General features: G+C 69.9%; 22 protein-coding genes. 6 read left to right on the forward strand and 16 right to left on the reverse strand.

The genetic code is table 11. The annotated features are described in order from the left end of the window. Window positions 1–14: 14 nt before the first annotated feature. Window positions 15–503 (forward strand): nucleotidyltransferase domain-containing protein, encoded by a 489-nt coding sequence (locus ACWEQQ_RS14445; protein WP_452348556.1) that lies wholly within the window; start codon window positions 15–17, stop codon window positions 501–503. A gap of 6 nt (window positions 504–509) precedes the next feature. On the opposite strand, the gene ACWEQQ_RS14450 is transcribed toward ACWEQQ_RS14445, so the two are convergent. Next, entirely contained in the window at window positions 510–1,031 is a 522-nt protein-coding gene (locus tag ACWEQQ_RS14450) for a hypothetical protein (RefSeq protein WP_452348557.1), read from the reverse strand. A 7-nt stretch (window positions 1,032–1,038) separates the two neighbouring features. After that, window positions 1,039–1,902 (reverse strand): helix-turn-helix domain-containing protein, encoded by an 864-nt coding sequence (locus ACWEQQ_RS14455; protein WP_452348558.1) that lies wholly within the window; start codon window positions 1,900–1,902, stop codon window positions 1,039–1,041. 198 nt (window positions 1,903–2,100) lie between these two features. Between ACWEQQ_RS14455 and ACWEQQ_RS14460 the strand changes: the two genes are divergently transcribed. The 3 genes from ACWEQQ_RS14460 to ACWEQQ_RS14470 all read left to right on the forward strand — a co-directional run bounded on the left by ACWEQQ_RS14460 (window position 2,101) and on the right by ACWEQQ_RS14470 (window position 4,002). Then, window positions 2,101–3,000 (forward strand): alpha/beta fold hydrolase, encoded by a 900-nt coding sequence (locus ACWEQQ_RS14460; protein WP_452348559.1) that lies wholly within the window; start codon window positions 2,101–2,103, stop codon window positions 2,998–3,000. 103 nt (window positions 3,001–3,103) lie between these two features. Continuing rightward, the gene (locus ACWEQQ_RS14465) at window positions 3,104–3,421 is read left to right on the forward strand and encodes a hypothetical protein (protein ID WP_452341112.1); all 318 of its coding nucleotides are present in this window, start codon (window positions 3,104–3,106) and stop codon (window positions 3,419–3,421) included. Beyond that, on the forward strand, window positions 3,421–4,002 hold the full coding sequence (locus ACWEQQ_RS14470) for a carboxymuconolactone decarboxylase family protein (protein WP_452341111.1): 582 nt from the start codon (window positions 3,421–3,423) through the stop codon (window positions 4,000–4,002). The genes ACWEQQ_RS14465 and ACWEQQ_RS14470 overlap by 1 nt, the downstream gene beginning before the upstream one ends. 263 nt (window positions 4,003–4,265) lie before the next feature. On the opposite strand, the gene ACWEQQ_RS14475 is transcribed toward ACWEQQ_RS14470, so the two are convergent. The 3 genes from ACWEQQ_RS14475 to bioB form a co-directional block, all read right to left on the reverse strand. Next, the gene (locus tag ACWEQQ_RS14475) at window positions 4,266–4,982 is read right to left on the reverse strand and encodes a DUF2567 domain-containing protein (RefSeq protein WP_452348560.1); all 717 of its coding nucleotides are present in this window, start codon (window positions 4,980–4,982) and stop codon (window positions 4,266–4,268) included. Beyond that, a complete protein-coding gene (gene bsaP / locus ACWEQQ_RS14480) occupies window positions 4,982–5,197 on the reverse strand; it encodes a biotin synthase auxiliary protein BsaP (RefSeq protein ID WP_354843205.1) in 216 nt (71 codons plus the stop codon). The genes ACWEQQ_RS14475 and bsaP overlap by 1 nt, the downstream gene beginning before the upstream one ends. Window positions 5,198–5,300: 103 nt before the next feature. Next, window positions 5,301–6,338 (reverse strand): biotin synthase BioB, encoded by a 1,038-nt coding sequence (gene bioB, locus ACWEQQ_RS14485; RefSeq protein WP_354842846.1) that lies wholly within the window; start codon window positions 6,336–6,338, stop codon window positions 5,301–5,303. A 111-nt stretch (window positions 6,339–6,449) separates the two neighbouring features. Here bioB and ACWEQQ_RS14490 point away from each other — a divergent pair, with 111 nt between their 5' ends. After that, window positions 6,450–7,034, forward strand: a complete 585-nt coding sequence (locus ACWEQQ_RS14490; RefSeq protein ID WP_354842849.1) for a TetR/AcrR family transcriptional regulator C-terminal domain-containing protein — start codon at window positions 6,450–6,452, stop codon at window positions 7,032–7,034. 45 nt (window positions 7,035–7,079) lie between these two features. On the opposite strand, the gene ACWEQQ_RS14495 is transcribed toward ACWEQQ_RS14490, so the two are convergent. The 8 genes from ACWEQQ_RS14495 to ACWEQQ_RS14530 form a co-directional block, all read right to left on the reverse strand. Beyond that, a complete protein-coding gene (locus tag ACWEQQ_RS14495) occupies window positions 7,080–8,228 on the reverse strand; it encodes an alpha/beta fold hydrolase (RefSeq protein WP_452348561.1) in 1,149 nt (382 codons plus the stop codon). A gap of 162 nt (window positions 8,229–8,390) precedes the next feature. Next, on the reverse strand, window positions 8,391–8,858 hold the full coding sequence (locus ACWEQQ_RS14500; RefSeq protein WP_452341108.1) for an SRPBCC domain-containing protein: 468 nt from the start codon (window positions 8,856–8,858) through the stop codon (window positions 8,391–8,393). Between the two features lie 30 nt (window positions 8,859–8,888). Further along, window positions 8,889–10,286: a sensor histidine kinase gene (locus tag ACWEQQ_RS14505; RefSeq protein ID WP_452348562.1), complete on the reverse strand. Its 1,398-nt coding sequence runs from the start codon at window positions 10,284–10,286 to the stop codon at window positions 8,889–8,891. Next, complete coding sequence (locus ACWEQQ_RS14510; RefSeq protein ID WP_452341106.1) at window positions 10,283–10,942, reverse strand: response regulator transcription factor; 660 nt, start codon at window positions 10,940–10,942, stop codon at window positions 10,283–10,285. The genes ACWEQQ_RS14505 and ACWEQQ_RS14510 overlap by 4 nt, the downstream gene beginning before the upstream one ends. A gap of 26 nt (window positions 10,943–10,968) precedes the next feature. Beyond that, complete coding sequence (locus tag ACWEQQ_RS14515) at window positions 10,969–12,225, reverse strand: DUF1501 domain-containing protein (RefSeq protein WP_452348563.1); 1,257 nt, start codon at window positions 12,223–12,225, stop codon at window positions 10,969–10,971. Window positions 12,226–12,241: 16 nt separating this feature from the next. Then, the gene (locus ACWEQQ_RS14520; RefSeq protein ID WP_452348564.1) at window positions 12,242–13,465 is read right to left on the reverse strand and encodes a DUF1800 domain-containing protein; all 1,224 of its coding nucleotides are present in this window, start codon (window positions 13,463–13,465) and stop codon (window positions 12,242–12,244) included. 155 nt (window positions 13,466–13,620) lie between these two features. Then, window positions 13,621–14,313 (reverse strand): dethiobiotin synthase, encoded by a 693-nt coding sequence (bioD, locus tag ACWEQQ_RS14525; RefSeq protein WP_452348565.1) that lies wholly within the window; start codon window positions 14,311–14,313, stop codon window positions 13,621–13,623. After that, window positions 14,310–15,464, reverse strand: a complete 1,155-nt coding sequence (locus tag ACWEQQ_RS14530; RefSeq protein ID WP_452341102.1) for an 8-amino-7-oxononanoate synthase — start codon at window positions 15,462–15,464, stop codon at window positions 14,310–14,312. The genes bioD and ACWEQQ_RS14530 overlap by 4 nt, the downstream gene beginning before the upstream one ends. Before the next feature lie 105 nt (window positions 15,465–15,569). On the opposite strand from ACWEQQ_RS14530, the gene ACWEQQ_RS14535 reads away from it, so the two are divergent. Further along, entirely contained in the window at window positions 15,570–15,863 is a 294-nt protein-coding gene (locus ACWEQQ_RS14535; RefSeq protein WP_354842875.1) for a hypothetical protein, read from the forward strand. Window positions 15,864–15,920: 57 nt separating this feature from the next. Here the strand turns inward: ACWEQQ_RS14535 and ACWEQQ_RS14540 are convergent, their stop codons facing one another. From ACWEQQ_RS14540 to ACWEQQ_RS14550, 3 genes are all read right to left on the reverse strand, one after another. Then, window positions 15,921–16,661: an ABC transporter permease gene (locus ACWEQQ_RS14540; RefSeq protein WP_379388946.1), complete on the reverse strand. Its 741-nt coding sequence runs from the start codon at window positions 16,659–16,661 to the stop codon at window positions 15,921–15,923. Window positions 16,662–16,725: 64 nt separating this feature from the next. Continuing rightward, entirely contained in the window at window positions 16,726–17,526 is an 801-nt protein-coding gene (locus tag ACWEQQ_RS14545) for an ABC transporter ATP-binding protein (RefSeq protein ID WP_452348705.1), read from the reverse strand. A gap of 5 nt (window positions 17,527–17,531) precedes the next feature. Continuing rightward, entirely contained in the window at window positions 17,532–18,032 is a 501-nt protein-coding gene (locus tag ACWEQQ_RS14550) for a MarR family winged helix-turn-helix transcriptional regulator (protein ID WP_452341099.1), read from the reverse strand. Between the last annotated feature and the right edge of the window lie 12 nt (window positions 18,033–18,044).

Genomic DNA, 18,044 nt, shown 5'->3' on the forward strand with positions numbered 1-18,044 from the left:
CTACGCTGACCCGCATGGAAGCAGCCGACGTCCTCGACCTGCACCGGGCCTGCGCCCGGGCCGGCATCACCATCTGGATCGACGGCGGCTGGTGCGTGGACGCGCTACTGGGCGAGCAGACCCGCCCGCACAGCGACCTGGATATCGCGGTGCGCCGCTGCCAGGCCGATCGGGTGCGCGAAATCCTCACGGGGATGGGCTATCTCGCCGACCCCGGGCCGGACCACACGGCGTGGAACTACGTCATGGCCAAGGGCCCGCACACCCCGGTCGACATTCACGTGTTCGACCACGACGCCGATGGTCGTGTCACCTACGGCATCGATTATCCCGCCGATTCCCTGACCGGCACCGGCACCATCGACGGTGAAAAGGTCGACTGCATCGCCGCCCCATGGATGTTCACCTTCAAAACCGCCTACCCGCCCGCCCCCAAGGACCGCGCCGATGTCCAGGCCCTCGCCGCCAAATTCGGCTTCGCCATCCCCGACTCGCACCGATAGCCGGAACTACCAGCGAACCATGGGCATGGGGCGCGTCGGATGGGTCAGCGCATAGCGAGCGGCTTGCCGGGCCAGGAATGCGTGGAAGCCGACATAGGGTAACTGTGCGACAACAGCTTTCACTTCGGCCCGAGCCACTGGTCGATGAAGCAGCCCGTGCGTCACATCGATCCGATCAGCGACGCGGAAGGTCTCGGCCAACCGATCGTCGACGCCGCGAAGCCGATGATGCTCGAGCACCATCCGACGTGCAGCCTCGACATCGTCGATCCCGAATTCAGCAGCGTGACAGCCCACCAGATCCGCCGACGCATCCACATAGTCCCAGCTTCCCGCCGTCCAGATCCCCAGATCGTGCACCGCCCACGCCAGCGCCGCGACATCCGGCACCGCCTCCCCCAGCAGCAACCGCTGATAGTTCAAACAGCGCAACACATGATTCCGATACACCGGCAACGAATCACCGATCTCCCGCCGATGCCGATCGAGCACGGCATCCACAACCGGATGAGAACCCAGGATCTGCATCCGATCATCATGTCGCATCGACCCACGATGCCGTCGGCATGCTCGTCATCACAGCGGTCGGCCAGGCGATGTCGTCGACGGCGAGCCAAGAGGTTACGGCGACGGCGGTGGGGGTGATGCCGGAGAAGGCGACTATGTCGCGGTGGAGGTGGGATTGGTCGGCGTAGCCGGATTCTGCGGCGACGCGGGCCGGGTCGGTGCCGGCGGCGAGGCGGTGGACGGCGTGGTCGAAGCGGATCAGGGTGGCGGCTCGTTTGGGGGGCAGGCCGAGTTGGGTCTGGAATCGGGACCACAGGCGTTTGCGGGTCCAGCCGAGTTCGTCGGCGAGAGCGTCGACCCGGACCAGGCCGTGACCGGAGCGGATCCGGCGCCAGGCCCAGACCACCTCCGGGTCGGCCGATGGCGCGTCCGCGTAGCGGCGGGCGAGCAGGGCCTCGATCAGTGCGAAACGTTGGTCCCACGACGGGGTTTCGGCCAGTTGTTCGCGGATCAGCGCGGACTCGCGACCCCACAGGGCGTCCAAAGGCACCAGGGCGTCGGACAATTCGGCGAGGGAGACGCCCAGCAGCGGACCCGCGATCAGGGGTGATAGGCGCACCTGCACGCATTCGATCTGGGCGCCGCGCACGCGCCGGGTGGCGGTCCCGAGCCCGCCGACCAGGCTGCCCCCGCAGCGGCCCGCGGCGTCCTCGACGGTGACCGCGCCGGGGCCGAACTCCAGCAGCAGGGTGATGTCGGGATGCGGCAGCGCCAGCTGATCAACAGGATTCACCCCGTGATCGCGGAAGCCGGCCATGCGGATACCGGGGAGCCGGCCGGGCCGCGAGGGGCAGACGACATCCCAGACAGGTTCGGCTGCGGTGACGCGCACGCCTTCATGGTGGAGGCCGCGGAACATTTGTTCAAGCCGGAGGGGTACGGCGACGGCGACAGTTGGTGCGTGAATTCCTCAGCCTCATGCCCCGACCATTCGCAAGAAACTCCGACCCGACTCCCCGGCCACGAGCAAAGAAAGCAGCCCCGCCACCGGCGGGAACAACGTGGCCGCAGGTACGGCCCGCGACGCCCGGTGGCCGCGGCCGTCGTCAGCGTGCTTCTGGTGCTGGGCTGCGCCGCGGTGACGACACCGCAGAGCGCCGCTGCCACAGGCGATTCGACGCTGACCGTCGACGGCCAGGACATCCACATCAGCCAGGACGGCCCGGCCGATGATCCCGCTCTGGTGCTGATCCACGGCCTCGGCGCGTCCGCGCACTGGTGGGACCAGGTGGTGCCGCTGCTGCCCGGCTATCACGTCATTCGCGTCGACCTGCTCGGCCACGGCGGATCCGCGAAACCCGCCGGTGACGAGTATTCGATTCCGCAGCAAGGACATCGGGTCGCCGGCGTGCTGGACCAGCTCGGCATCCGGCACGCGCTCGTCGTCGGCCACTCCACCGGCGGCGCGGTCGCCACCTCGGTCGCCGAACAACGCCCCGACCTGGTGACCGGCCTGGCCCTGATCGACGCCGGCCCCGCCATGAGCGACGACACCTCCGAAGGCCCGGCCTCCCAGCTGCTCACCACCCCCGGCGTCGGCGACCTGCTCTGGCAGGTTCGCACCGACGACCTCCTGCGTCAGGCCCTGCACAGCGCCTTCGCCACCGACACCTACCCGATACCCCAGCAGTTCATCGACGACCTGCGCGGCATGACCTACCACGCTCTCATCGCGACCGACGCCGCCAGCACCGACTACATCACCCGGCGCACCCTCCCGGACCGCCTCACCGACCTCGGCAAACCCCTCTTGGTGATCTTCGGTGACCAGGACCGCCGCTGGCGCCCCGACACCGCCACGGACGAATACCGCAGCGTCCCCGGTGCGACAGTGTCGACCATCCCCGACGCAGGACACTCCCCCTTCGTCGAAAACCCCTCATGCACCGCCGAAATCCTGTTGCCCTTCACCAGGATTCACACCTCGTGACCGGCCCCGAACCCGGCACGGGAGGAGCACGCGACGCCGGGATCGAGCGCGGTCCTATGGTGGTCACAGGGGAACGCAGGTAGCTGAGCCGACGGAGGCGGTCGTGGCAACCGAGGACAGGAAACGAGCAGCACACCGCGCACTGGTGGACCGGGTGCTGAGCGGGACGGGCACGGCGCCGGAAGACCTCCGCGCCCGCGCCTTTCACAACGCCGATCTTCCGCCCCCGTTACGCGAGCTCATCGACAAGGTCGCCACCAGGCCGACACAGACCGCCGACGCGGACTTCGCCGCCGCCGAGGCCGCGGGCTACAGCCAGGATCAGCTCTTCGAGCTGGTTGTCTGCGCGGCGGTCGGCCAGTCGGCCCGGCTGTACGAGGCCGGTCTCGCCGCCCTGGCAGCCGCAGCGGAGGACGCCTGATGCGCCCGGATGTTCTCAACGGCGGCTACCGCCCGGCGACCAAGCTCCTGTTCGGCCTCATCAGACTGTTCTCCCGCCAACCCGTGCCGGATGCCGCCAAGCTGGTCTTCTACCGCCCCGACTTCTATGGCGCGCAGGCGAAAACCTTCACGCACGAGGCCATGCGTGGCCCCTCGGCCTGGTCGATCGCCGACCGGGAACTGATGGCCGCGTATGTCTCCAAGGTCAATGAATGCGACTTCTGCATCGGCGCGCACACCGCCACCGCCGCCCAGGCCTACGCGGATGACGAGCGTGTCCGATCGGTGCTGACCGATGTGGATTCGGCGCCCATCGAGGACGGTCTGCGGGCAACCCTCCGGATGCTCGGCACACTCACTCGCAAGGGCACGGTGACCAGCGCGGACATGCGCAACGTGCTGTCGGCCGGCGTCACACCGCAACAGATCGAGGACGCCCTGGCGGTCTGCGTGGCATTCAATACGACCAACCGTCTCGCCGATGCCTTCGACTTCGCACTCCTCACCCCGGCTGCATTCCAAGCGGGTGCCGAGTACCTGCTCAAACGTGGATACCGCTAGGCGATCACCGGTCCCGGGAACGATCGCGGTGTTTTTCGGTGCGCTTGTAGCGGCGGCCGCTCGGGATCGGTTGGGACGCATTGGATCTGCGGAGTTCGTGGCGCTGACGCCACGCGGTGAGGTCGGGGCGTTCCGCCGGTGCCGAGCCGGCATGATCGGCAGGTGCGGGCTTCATGGGGTCCCCCTGGGTGATTCGGATCCGTGGACGCGAACACGGTAGGGGGTACAACGCCCGGGCTCCAGCGAATATTGCCGGAGCCGGGTCAGCGGGTAGCGCCGGAATCCGGCAGCGAACCGGGAGCGTCGAAGGGCACCACGGGTTCTCGCACGCCCATGGCCTGTTGCGCGTTGCCGGGGTACGGACCGTAGCTGATGGCGGAACCGTACTGGGGCCCGGCGAGCACGGCCGGATCGGGGCGGCTGCCGCCGAACGGGAGGAATTGGCCGCTACCGAGATCGTCGGAGGTGCTGAGGGCGGTCAGCAGGAGCGCCACCACGGCCGCGGCCAGCGGCTGGGCGATCAGCGCGGCCCAACCCTCCACGGCGGGAGCGAAATCCACGATGGAGTGGAGGGCAGGATGCTGGGGGCGGGTGTGCAACTGCTCGGCGACGACCTCCCCCACCACCTTCATCAGGAAGGCGCCGCCCAGCGAGCCGAGCAGAATGCCCGACAGCAGCACGGGGCCCCGCGCCCGGCGCCAGCGCCAGGCCGCGGCCGTGCCGAGGACACCGAGCACGATGCCGATCAGCACGAAAATGGCGAGGGCGTCGAAACGATGCATGCTCTCGCCGGTGAGGGCGGTGCCGCGGTCGGGTTCGACCACCAGCAGCTGCTCGGCAGGAGCGAGCAACGCCCACACCACCCCGGCCAGGGCGCTCACCGCGACGAGGACGGTGCACACCACCGCCGCCGCGCGCACTTCCCGCATCAGTACGTCGACGCGAAGTCCGCCCGGCCCGGCGGTGAGTGTGGTTGCCACTAGCGGTGTTCCAGGCTCGTGGAGTCGAGAACACCGTGGCGGGAGCATTTCGCCCACCAGCCGTCGGGGCTGACCTGCACGATCATGCGGCGGCCGCACTGTTCGCAGAAGCGCGGGGGCTCGAGGCCCAGAGCGGCGGCCGCGGGAACCGGATCATCCAGACCCGGCACGATCCGCTTACCCGTGAAAGGGTTGTAGCGCTCCTCGATGTCCACGATCACCTCGATGGATCCTTCGTGTCTCAATAGCAGTGCACGGTAAAGCGGGCCGGAGAGACCGTACCGCCACGGTACCGGTTTTCCATAGCCCGCTTCCGTCTCAGAGGGTTTCGTTGAGCGCCTTGATCGGCATCTTGAGCTCACCGAGCAGATCGATGTCGGCCTCGGCGGGACGGCCCAGGGTGGTCAGGTAGTTGCCGACGATGACGGCGTTGATGCCACCGAGGATGCCCTGCTTGGCGCCCAGGTCGCCGAGGGTGATCTCACGGCCGCCCGCGAAACGCAGGATGGTGCGCGGGAGGGCCAGGCGGAAGGCGGCGACGGCGCGCAGGGCGTCGGCGGCGGGCAGCACCTCGAGGTCACCGAAGGGAGTGCCCGGGCGCGGGTTGAGGAAGTTCAGCGGCACCTCGTCGGGCTCCAATTCGGCCAGCTGCGCGGCGAATTCGGCGCGCTGCTCCAGAGATTCACCCATGCCGAGGATGCCGCCGGAGCAGACCTCCATGCCCGCCTCGCGCACCATGCGCAGGGTGTCCCAGCGCTCGTCGTAGGTGTGGGTGGTGACCACGTTCGGGAAGTGCGAGCGCGCGGTCTCGAGGTTGTGGTTGTAGCGGTGCACGCCCATGGCGGCCAGCTGATCCACCTGCTCCTGGTTGAGCATGCCGAGCGAGCAGGCGACCTGGATGTCGACCTCGTTGCGAATGGCCTCGACGCCCGCGGCGACCTGCGCCATCAGCCGCTCGTCCGGACCGCGCACCGCGGCCACGATGCAGAACTCGGTGGCGCCGGTCTTGGCGGTCTGCTTGGCCGCCTCCACCAGCGACGGGATGTCCAGCCACGCCGCGCGCACCGGGGACTGGAAAAGTCCTGACTGCGAACAGAAGTGGCAGTCCTCCGGGCAGCCGCCGGTCTTGAGCGAGATGATGCCCTCGACCTCGACCTCGGGCCCGCACCACTTCATGCGCACGTCGTGCGCCAGGCCGAGCAGCTCCTCGAGCCGGTCGTCGCCGAGGCGCAGCACCTCGAGGGTCTGGTCCTGGGTCAGGCCGACGCCGCGCTCGAGCACCTGCTCGCGGGCGATGGCGAGAATGTCATCGCCTGCTGTGGTCACAGCATCGGTGGTGACGGCTGCCTGAGTCATGTCCGCGCGAATCCCTTCGTCCGACCGGTGTGGCCGAGCAACTTGAACGGTGTTCAGGGTAGGCTAGCAGTCCGGTACGTGAGCCGGAACACGAGAGGGTCGGGTTTTTCAGTGCAACTCCATCGCACGGACGTGGTCGACGGGGCCATCGCCATTCTCGACCAGTACGGTCTGGCGGATCTGACCATGCGCCGGCTGGCAAGCTCGCTGCACGTCCAGCCCGGTGCGCTGTACTGGCACTTCCCCAACAAGCAGGCGCTGCTCGGTGCGATCGCCGACCGGATTCTCGCGCCCATGGACGAACCGGTCCGCGCCGACGAATGGTCCAAGCAGATGACCGAATTGGCGCACCGGCTGCGCGAATGCCTGCTGGCCTATCGCGACGGCGCCGAATTGGTCTCGGCCACATACGCTTCCCGCCTCACCACCAGCAAGGGCCGGGAACGCCTGGCCAGCGCCGCGATTCGCGCGGGGATGACGCGCGAGGAAGCCGAGCTCGCCGCCTACACGCTGCTGTACTACGTGCTCGGCCAGACGGTGGACGAGCAGTCGCGCATCCAGATGGATTCCGCGGGCGCGCTGACCGAGGAGAACTCGCCGCTCTACGACATGCCCGACGCCACCGCCCGTTTCGACTTCGGGCTGCAGCTGTTCGTCAGCGGCGTCCGCCACCTGCTGGGCAGCCGCATCCGCTGATCCGCCCGGCCGCTGACGACGCGGTGCGCTGACTCGCCGATCGGATCAGCGCCCGAGCGAGACCACCGCCGCCTCGTCGGCCTGCACCTGCCGCACGAACGGCACCACCTGCTGCTCGATGACCATGTTGTACTCCTGCGGCCGCTCGATCGGGTTGGCGTGCCCGGTGGTTCGCGTGGTCACCACCAGCAGCGTCCCGTTCACGCCGCCGACCTGGTCGATCAGCACCTTGTGCGAGTACTCCACATCCACGATCGGATCGTCGTACGGGTTGTGCGGCCGGATGAACACGATGGCCGGACGGGGTTTGCCCGCAACGGGTTTGGACAGCGCCCGCAGATCGTCGACCGCGCCGCCGGCCACGATGGCCTTGAACTGGGCCTCGATCAGGCCGTTGCTGGCGGCATCGGTGTTCAGGATCTTGTCGCGCAGCACGTTCCGCACCGCTTCGCGGAACTCGTCGCCACGGATCACATAGCGTCCGCCGACGAAACTCTCATGGCGCGCATACGTTTCCACGATCAGCCGCAGCAGCCGGCTTTCCCGCGCGCCGGGCACCCAGCCCATCCAGCGCAGCATTTCCTCGCCCTGGTCGCGGCTCTCGGGGCGGACCGCGTTCAGATCCACCGGAGTGCAGTCCAGGATCACCGCCCGCACCCGCTTCCTGCTGTCCTGGTGCAGGTGCTTGGCGATCTCCAGCGCGATGACCCCGCCCATGCTGTGCCCGGTCAGCACCACATTCGGCACCTTGGCCGCGTCGGTGACCTTCACGATCAGATCCGAGATGACCTTGGTGTCGATACCGGCATTGTCGTAGCGCACCGCCCACACCGATCCCAGCCGCCGCAGCGACGGCAACGCCCGGGCGGTGTCACTGGCGTCGAGGACACCCAGCCCGACCAGATCGAAGACGGCGGTGTCGCCGGCCTGCGCATCCGACGGGCCCGCGATGGGCAGCACCGCGGGTTCGGTGCGCGCCAGCCGCGCCTGCTCCGGCAGCACGTCCAGACCCATGTATTCGGCGAAGGCGCCCAGCGCCACCAGCGGCACCAGGCTCAGCCGCAGGACCAGCAGCCGGGTCCGCCGCCAGCGGACCCAGCCGACGCCCGAACGGGTCGCGCGCAGGCGCGCGCGACGCCGCCGGTCGTCGTAGTCGGCGACGCCGGACGGATTCGGAAAACCCGGCAGCGCCATACCAATCAACTGTACGAATTTCCGGCTGGTCATCCAGGCTTGTTCTGCCGGTCATCTCCTGGTAGCGCACAGGTCATCTCGGTGGGCAGCGGTCGTCGCCGCGCAATGCCGAGGGATCGACGGCGATCTCGCGGGCGGTGCCAGTGGATTTCGCGGGCGATGTCAGTCCTCGGCGGCCTGCTCGGCGTGCTCGGCGAGTTTGGCCAGGGCAGCGCGGAAGCCGATCTCGTTCTCGTCGGGCGAGAGTCCAGGCGGCAGGTTCTCGTGGCACGCGGTCACGCGGGTCCCGCCCGGGACGTCGTCGAGGGTGTAGGTCACCGTCATCTCGCCACGCAGATCCGGGTCGTCCGTTTCGAATTCGAGGGTCTGCACCACCTCGCGATCGGGCACGACCCGGGCGAACACACCGTGGAAGGTGTCGGTGTGCGGGGCCGTCTTCCCCGCCCGGGTGTGCAGGTCATAGGTCAGCGAGATTCGGATCCGCCCGCCGACGCGGGGATCGAACTCATGGATGCGACTGGTCATGCCGTCGGGAACCATCCACGTGCGCACCGAATGCGCATCCAGGAGCGCCCGGAAGACATTCGGACGCGGGGCACCGACGAACTTCTCGACTCGAGTGGAAGGCACCGCGCCACCCTACGCCCGATGTGATGAAGATCACGACAACTCCGCCGAGCTGCCCGGCACATCCTCGGGCGCGACCGGCAGCGCGAGCGTGGCGAGGGTGCCGCCGCCCGACGCGGGAGCGAGGGTCACCGAACCGGAATGGACGGTCGCCACCCATCGCACCAGTGACAGGCCGATGCCGTGGTGTCCGCGCGCTCCGACCGCGCCATGCCGGAAGGGATCGGTGAGCGCGGGATCCAGGCCGGGCCCGTGATCGCGCACCAGCACCTGCCCCGCCGCCACCCGCACCTCCACGGGCGTGCCGCCGTGCACCAGGGCATTGTCGATGAGATTGCGGACCGCCAGCGCCAGCAGATCCGGATCCGCCCGCACCGCAGTGGGTTCCGCGGTCAGGGTGACGTCGCCGCCGCATTCCGCGACCACGCCCTCCACCAGCTGGTCCAGGTGCAGGCGCTGCCGATCCAGTTCGCCCACACCGGTTTCGGCGCGGGTACGGGCCAGCAGCCCGGCCACCATGCGGCCCATGCGGTCGGTGAGCGCGCGGGCGTCGGTGACCGCGCGCCGGGTGTCGGCCGGATCACGCAGCGCGGCATCCAGATAGAGCCGCAAAGTGGCCAGGGGCGTGCGTAATTCGTGCGAGGCCTCGGACAGGAAGCGCTCCTGCTGGTCGAGCATGCGCACCGCCGGGCGCATGCTCACCCCGGACAGCAGGTGCCCGGCCAGGGCGGCCAGCGCCACCAGGGTCAGCCCGCCGCCCCACAGGGCCACGACCAGGCTGCGGTGGTCGCCCTCCCCCGGCGCCGGGTCGCCGCCCGCGAAAACGACGGCGCCGACGGTGGAGTCGTTGTCCCAGGCCGGGGCCGCCGCCAGCCGTACCGGATTGCCGTCGCGGTCGGTGCGGCTGTGCCACTGGGTGTCCTCGGCATCGGCGGCCTGCTGCGCGAGCCCGGTCAGGTCCGCGGGCAGCCCGGATCGCCTGTGCACGAACAGTTCCTGCCAGTGGCCGTTCTGGTCGCGGACCAGAATCGCGACGGCGCTGGGGCCGCTCGCCAGATCGTCGTCACCGCGCACGGTCTCCAGGTCGATGCCGCCGTCCTCGTTCCAGTACACCTCGCGCGCCAGCCCGGTCACCACCCGGTCGACGCCCGCGTCCAGGGCCTTCTCCCGCGAATGCGCATCGATGGAGGCCGCGAGGGACGCGAGCACGATCAGGCAGACGGCGGTCAGCGCGGTGAACAGCCCGGTCAGCAGCCACCGCGTGCGCCGCAGCCGGCCCGGAGTGGTGGGTTGCGACGTAGGCCTGCTTCGCCGCCAGCGCGCGAGCCGGCCGCGCGAATCATGGTCGGCCGCACCAGGATCGGCGTTCGCCGGTCGCGCGCCCGCATCACCGGGGCGACCGTGGGATGTCGTGCGCCGCCGGAACTTCACGGCGTGATGGTGAAACCGGCGCCGCGGACGGTTTCGATGAGGGGCGGGGCGCCGAGCTTGCGGCGCAGCTGGGCTACTACAACGTCGACCACGTTCGACGCGGGTTCGGCCATTTCGTCCCAGCAGCATTCGATGAGTTCGGCGCGGGTCACGACGGTTCCGGCGCGGACCGCGAGGAGCTCCAGGACACCGAACTCCTTGGGGGTCAAGGTGAGCAGCGTGCCCGCGCGGTGGACGCGGCGACGCGGCCGGTCCACCACGAGGGTGCCGACGACCGTGCGGGTGGGTGCGGGCAGCTCCCGGCGGCGGCACAGCGCGCCCACACGGGCGGCGAGCTCGTCCATCGCGAACGGTTTCACGAGGTAGTCGTCGGCGCCGTGGGCGAAGCCGTCGAGCCGGTCGGCGAGGGCGTCGCGGGCGGTGAGCATGACGACCGGGGTGCGCTGCCCGGAGTCCCGATGGGCGCGCACCAGGTCGAGGCCGTCGCCGTCGGGCAGGCCGCGGTCGACGACCAGGCAGTCGTAGGTGTTGACGGTGATCTTCAGGTCGGCGTCGGCGCAGTCGCGGGCCAGGTCCACCGCGAAACCGGCCGCGCGCAGCCCGGCCGCGACCTCGTCGCCCAGATTCCTGTCGTCCTCACACACGAGTACCCGCACCTGCGCAATTACAGCATCCGTACCGGTCACGCGGCCACGACCCCGGGCAGCGGGCGCGGGGAGCCGGGCAGGACGTCCCCGGCCGGGACGCCGAACCAGCTCTCGGCGAGGGTGGCGTAGAACTCGGTCATATCGACCGTCGCGCGCAGATTGCCGTCCGCGTCGAGGTCGCGCAGTGACGGCGTTTCCCCGAAGACGCCGGGATTCGTCGGCCCGAGCAGCAGGGCCGTCCCGGCCGCGCCGTGGTCGAGACCGTCCGAGTCGTTCACCGGGACGCGGCGGCCGAATTCGCTGTACGCGGCCACGAGCACGCGATCGGCGATGCCGCGGGCGGCCAGGTCCCGGCGGAAGGCGGCCAGCGCCGTGTCGAGCTCCCGCATCAGGGTCTCGTAGCGGCGCGGGTGCTTCGCATGGGTGTCGAAGTCCGCGCCCATGGGGACGTGCACGATGCGCAAGCCATGGTTGTCGTCGGCGAGCAGCCGTGCGGCCAAACGCAATTGGACACCCAGGTCACTGCCCGGATAGCCGTCCGCGGCCGCCGGGAGGGTGGCCGCCACATCCGAGAATCGCAGTGCGGCCGCGCTGCCCGCCCGGGCGGTGGCGAAGAGCGGTGCGTCGGAGCGGTCGGGGTGCGCCATGGCCCGCTGGGCTGCCAGCCAGGCGGCGCGGACGTTCTCGTCCTCGAAAACCGGGAACAGGCCGTCGTCTCCGGCATCCACGGACAGTGTGGTGACCCGTTCGCAGGCGAGCGCGAGTGTGGCGCCGACGCCCAGCGACACGCCCACCGCGGGTGCGGCCGGGTCGCCGAGGTGGTCGCAGAGCCGCCCGAGGAATCCGGTGTCCGGGCGGGCAGTGCCCTCGGGATCGCCGGTCTGCCAGCGGTGCAGCATCTCGAAGTGCGACAGATCGGGCTTGGCGGTGCCCACGCCCGGAATCACCGAGACGCCTGTGGCTGCCAGTTCTCTCAGCTGCGGATGCAAGCCGAGCGCGCCGTCGATGGCGTGCACGTGCTCGGCGGCGATGGCGGCGCCGCGCCGCAGGTCGCGGTAGCGGGAGTCGGCGTAGGGTACGGCCATCGACAATCCGTCACTGCCCCCGGCCATTTCGATCACCACCAGCCGCCGCTGGCCGAGCGCCGCCGCCCGTACCGGCGCGGGCGGATGCCAGACCTCCGGCGCACCCGACGAGCCGAGCAGCCGATGGCTCGCCACCCCGCCGACCGCGGCCACCGCCCCGGCGCCGATACCCGCTCGCAGCACGGTGCGCCGATTCAACGAGACCATGGGAAGTCCTTCCGGTTCATGCCAGCGTGAATTCCGGCGAGGTGATGACCAGGGCCAGCAGAGCCGTCGCGGCCTGTTCCGGGTACCGGCGCAGTTCGAACGCCAGATCGCGGGCGGCGGTGCGGGTTCCGGGGCTCGGGTCGAAGATCGAGGCGCGGGTGAACGCCGCCGCGACCTGGTCGCCGGCCCCCGCGATCTCGGTCAGTGCGGGCGCGTTCACCGCCAGCGCCGCTCGCGCGACGGCCGTACCCGGCGCGACCCACCGATTCCCCGGCGGCCAGCCCGCCACATTCGGCGGATAGAACGGCGATTGACCGAGCGCGGTCATCGTCTCGAAAGCGGTTGCCGCATTGTCGATCCCGCACACGGCGAGGGCGGCGGTGACCCATTCGACCGGATAGCGCGGGCGCGTGTACCTCGCCTCCGCGAACGACGGATCGTGCAGGATCGCCGCCACCAGGGGCCGAATCTCCAAGCGCGCCTGCGTGAATACCGCGGCCAGCTCGGCCACCCGCTGCTCCGAGGCGACCCGGCCGACCAGGAATTGGTGCAGTTTCGCGGCGATGAACCGCGCGCTCTCGGGCCGATCGCACAGCACGTCGACGGCATCGCGGACGGTGGTCACCTGGCGTCCCAGCAGCTCCACGGCCCGCTGATTCCCGGATTCCGGATCGAATGCCACCGACCCGTGGTCGTCGACACTCCAGCCGGACAACGCGACCGCCGCCGCCTCCACATCACGCTGCGCGTAATTCCCCCGCCCGAGGGTGAACAACTCCATGAGCTCTCGCCCATGATTCTCATTGGGCGCCTGCGCCACCGACCCGGCACCGTCCAGCCACTGCAGCATGGCCCCGTCCACCGTCACCGCCTGCGCCAGCTCCCGGAAGTTCCCCAGCGCGAATTTCCGGAACAACAGGTGCTGCCGCCACATCAGATCCCAGGTGTCGACCTTGTCATGACTCGACGTGAAATGCCCGTGCCAGAACCACACCATCTTCTCGTGCACCCCGGCCGCCGGATCCGCCATGGCCCGCAGCCACGAACCAACCGGCCCATTCGAAGCGGCATCGGCCTCCTCGTCGAACACCGGCGTCGCCGGCACCACCGGAGCTGCGGCCAGCACACTGTCGATGACACCCCCGGCACCACCGCGGTCCACGAGGGCCGCCACCTGCCCCGGAAACGGCCCGAAGGTGGTGCGCCGCAACACATGCGCGACCGCCGCCAACTCATCCATGCCCCCAGCATGGGGAACCACCCGTTAGAAATTCATGAGGCAACTCACCCGCCAGTCGTCATCAGCAACGGGCCTGCGGTACTTCGAGTCGCCGGCGCGGCTAGCAGACGGCGAGGATTGCCGCTCTGCGAGGCACCGGCCCACCCCACCGATCGCTAGGCACGGGTGAGGAGGTGGCCCGCGGTCCAGGTCGGGTCGAACCAGGTGGGGGCGGCGGTGGTGAAATCAGGGGCGGGCCAGGAGCCGGCGCCGGAGGGGATGGAGCCGATGAGGTCGACGCCGGTTACGGCGGGGAGGTCGGTGCGGTTGCACTCGGAGGCGAGATCGGGGGTGGCGGGCCAGGATCCGATGACGAGTCCTGCGCAGGGGACGCCGGCGGCGGTCAGGGCTCTGGTGGTCAGTTCGCTGTGGTTGAGGGTGCCGAGGCCGGGGGCCGCTACCAGTAGCACCGGGGCGCCGAGTTTTTGGGCCAGGTCGAGGAGGGTGAAGTCGCCGATGCGGACGAGCAGGCCGCCGGCGCCCTCGACCAGGACGAGATCCGCGTCCGCGCAGGACTCGATGCCGGCGATGGTCTCGGACAGGGTCAGCAACGGTTGGCCGCAGCGCCGGGCCGCGGTGTCGGGAGCCAGGGGCTCCGGGTAGCGGGCCAGTTCCACGATGCGGGTGACCCCGCTCAACCGGGTGATTTCGGCGAGGTCGCCGGGTTCGCCTGGGGCTACGCCGGTTTGGGCGGGTTTGCAGACGGCGACGTCCAGACCCGCGGCGCGGGCGGTCGCCGCCAGGGCCGCGGTGACGATGGTCTTGCCGACATCGGTGGAGGTGCCGGTGATGAACAGGAGGCGGCTCATGCCGGGACCACCTGCCGCCCACGGGCTTCGGCGAGGACCTCGCCGAGAACGGTTGCGATGGTGGCCAACTCGGCCTCGGTGAGGTCGGCGCGGGCGGTCAGGCGCAGGCGGGAGGTGCCCTCGGGGACCGACGGCGGGCGGAAGCAGCCCACGCTGAGACCGCGGGCGCGGCAGGCCTGGGCGGCGTCGTAGGCGACCTGGGCATCGCCGAGGATGACCGGGACGACGGCCGAATCCGGTTGGCCGACACCGGCGATGCGGGCCAGATCGGCGGCGCGGTCGAGCACCCGCTGGGCCATCTCGGGATCGCGGCGCAGCAACCGCAGGGCCGCGCGGGCCGCGCCGACGGCGGCGGGCGCCAGGCCGGTGTCGAAGATGAAGGTGCGGGCAGCGTCGATGAGGTGGGCGCGCACCCGTTCGCTGGCCAGCACCGCGCCGCCCTGGGCGGCAAAGGCTTTCGAGAGAGTGGCGGTGATCACCAGGTCGGGCTCGCCGGCCAGCCCGCACTCCTGCACCAGGCCGCGGCCGCCGTCGCCGCGCACCCCCAGGCCGTGCGCCTCGTCCACGATGAGCACCGCGCCATTGGCCCGGGTCACCCGGTGCAGTTCGGTCAGCGGCGCGAGATCCCCGTCGGCGCTGAACACCGAGTCCGTCAAGACCAGTGCACGTTCCTCGGTGCGCTCGGACAGCAGACGGTCCACGGCCGCCGGGTCGCAGTGCGGTGCGATCTCCACCCGCGCCCGCGACAGCCGGCAGGCGTCGACCAGCGAGGCGTGGCTGCCGGCGTCCGAAACCACCAGTGCGCCACGGCCGGCCAGCGCGGTGACCGCGCCCAGGTTCGCGGCGTAGCCGGAGGCGAACACCAATCCGGCCTCCGCGCCGACGAATTCGGCGAGTTCGGTCTCGAGCTGTTCGTGCTCGGCGGTGGTCCCGGTGACCAGGCGCGAGCCGGTCGCGCCGGCGCCCCAGTACCGCACCGAGGCGACGGCGCCCTCGATCACCTCGGGGTGGCGGACCAGCCCGAGGTAGTCGTTGGAGGCCAGGTCGATGCTCACCGTGTCGGAGGTGCGGGGGCGCAGTTCACGGCGCAGCCCGGCGTCCACGCGCTCGGCGGCGCGCGTGTCGAGCCAGCTCAGGGGATCGGCAGTCACAGCTCGGAAGCATACTTGAACACCGTTCAGGGGGCCATGGGTGTCGGTACACGGCGCTATGCTGGGAAGTCGTAAGGAGGCTGCGCGATGCCACGATGGGCAATAGTGGTCGAGCAGACGACCGGCTTCGGCGACAGCAAAACCTGGAGTCCGAAGATCCTCACAGAGGTGGTGGGAACCCGCGAACAAGCCCTCGCGAAAGTCCCGGACCTCGTCTCGAAATTCCAACCCGATCATCCGAAGTTGATCAGCCGCCGCACCATCCTGCGCGACGGCGACACCTTCATGTTGATCGCCCGTGGCTGGTCCGACGACTATCACTGCGTATTCAAGGTCTGGGAAGTCCTGTCAGACAGTGACAATTCAGACAAGGTGCGCGAAAGACGGGCCAACCGTTGACGGCTCGCACCGCGCGAGCCGGCACGGCACCACACCGGTAGCCGAGACCGCGTCGGCCTACCGGACCAACCGGCCCAGCAGGGCCGAGGCGGTGGCGACGCCGAGGGTGGCGGCCCCGGCCAGTACACCGAAGTCCAGCCAGAGGTCGGCCTGTGTGCCGATCAGCAGGCCGCGCAGTGCGTCCACCTCGTAACTGAGCGGGTTGACGTGGCTGACGACCCGCAGCCACGTCGGCATGAGGTCCACGGGGTAGAGCGCGTTGGAGGCGAAGAACAGCGGCATGGTGATGGCCTGGCCGATGCCCATCAGCCGATCCCGGGCGCGCACCAGCCCGGCGATGGTCATGGACAGGCAGGCGAAGAAGGCCGTGCCGAGGAAGACCACGGGAACGGTGGCGAGCACGCGCAGCGGGTTGCCGGTGAGGGCCACACCCATGAGCAGCGCCACGATCACGATCACCAGAATCTGGGCGATGGCGCGAACGCCTGCGGCGAAGCACTTTCCGGCGATCAGCGCGGCCCGCGGGGTCGGGGTGACGAGCAATTTGGTGAGAATGCCCGCATCCCGGTCCCAGATGATCTGGATGCCATAGAAAATCGCGATGAACAGCGCCGACTGGGCGATCACGCCGGGGGCGAGGAAGTCCAGGTACGGCACCGAACCGGTGGGCAGGGCGTGCAGGCGGGAGAAGGTGGTCCCGAAGATCACCATCCACAGCACGGGCTGGATTGCGCGGGTGAGGACTTCGCTCTGGTCGTGGCGCAGCTTCTGGATCTCCACCAGCGCGAAGGTGCCCATGCGGGAGGCCAGCCGGGGCAGGCGCGCCCAGCCGCGCGGGGCCAGGACCGGCGTGAACGCCGTATCAGCCCGCGCGCCGGGCGGTCCGGCGAGTGCTTCGGACATTGCGCATGTTCCCTTCGGTCACATCGTCGAGGCCCTCCCCCGCGTGATGCCGGAAGACATCCTCGAGGGTCGCCCCGGGGCCGATCCCGGCCTTCAGGTCGGCGGGCGAACCGGTCGCGCGCAGCACGCCCTTGTGCAGCAGTGCGATTCGATCGCAGAGCGCGTCGGCCTCGGCCATGTAGTGGGTGGTGAGCAGCACGGTGGTGCCGTAGCCGGCGCGCATCTCGGCGACCCGCTCCCAGACGCTGTCGCGCGCAATGGGATCCAGCCCCACCGTCGGCTCGTCCAGCACCAGCAGAGCGGGGCGGTTCACCAGGGCCTGGGCCAGTTCGAGGCGGCGGATCATGCCGCCCGAGTAGCCGCCGGCCAGCCGGTCGGCCACGTCCAGCAGGTTCATGGCGTCGAGCACCTCGTCCACCCGCTCGGCCCGCTTGGCACGCGGCACGTCGAACAGCCGGGCGAACCAGGCCACATTCTGCCGCCCGGTCAGCCCGGCCTCGATCGAGAGTTGTTGCGGCACATAGCCGAGGTTGTAGCGGACATCGGCGGCGCGGGTCGTGACATCGAGCCCGAACACCCGGACTGTGCCGGACTGGATGGGCATGAGCGTGGTGAGCAGCTGAATTGTGGTGGACTTGCCCGCGCCATTGGGGCCGAGCAGGCCGAACACCTCACCGCGCTCGATGGTGAGGGCGAGATCGTCGACCACGGTGCTGGTTCCGTAGCGGTGGGTCAGGCCGACGCATTCGACGGCGGGCATGCTGGTCATCGGTCGCCTCCGCGGGAGTGCTCGCGTTCGTGCAGCAGATCGGTGAGGCGCGTCATGGCCGCCAGACCGTTGCGCAGTTGCGCGCGTTCGGTTTCGGTGAGCTGGTCGAGCGCCTCGGCAACCACGGCGTGCCGCTGCCGCCGTGTCTCGTCGGCGATCCGCTGCGCGTCCGGGGTCAGCGACAGTCGCATCGTCCGCCGGTCCCGCGGATCCGGCTCACGCACCACGAGCCCCGCCTTGACCAACTCGGTCACCAGCGTCGACACACTGTTCGCCGCCGAACCCAGTTCTCCGGCAGCCTCTTTCACCGAGATCCCCGGCCGCCGCCCCACCAGCCGTAGAAACTCCGACTGCGCCCCGGACAGCCCCGGCTCATCGAACGACCGCCCGGCCAGCCGACCGACCTGCCGCCGCAGCCGACCCATAGAGCCGAACAGCAGCGTCATCAGCTCGGCATAGCCGTCGCTGTCGGTGTTCTCCCGGGGAGTCTCGGACACGCTCCCACAATA

The organism is Nocardia sp. NPDC004123 (genome assembly GCF_053603795.1).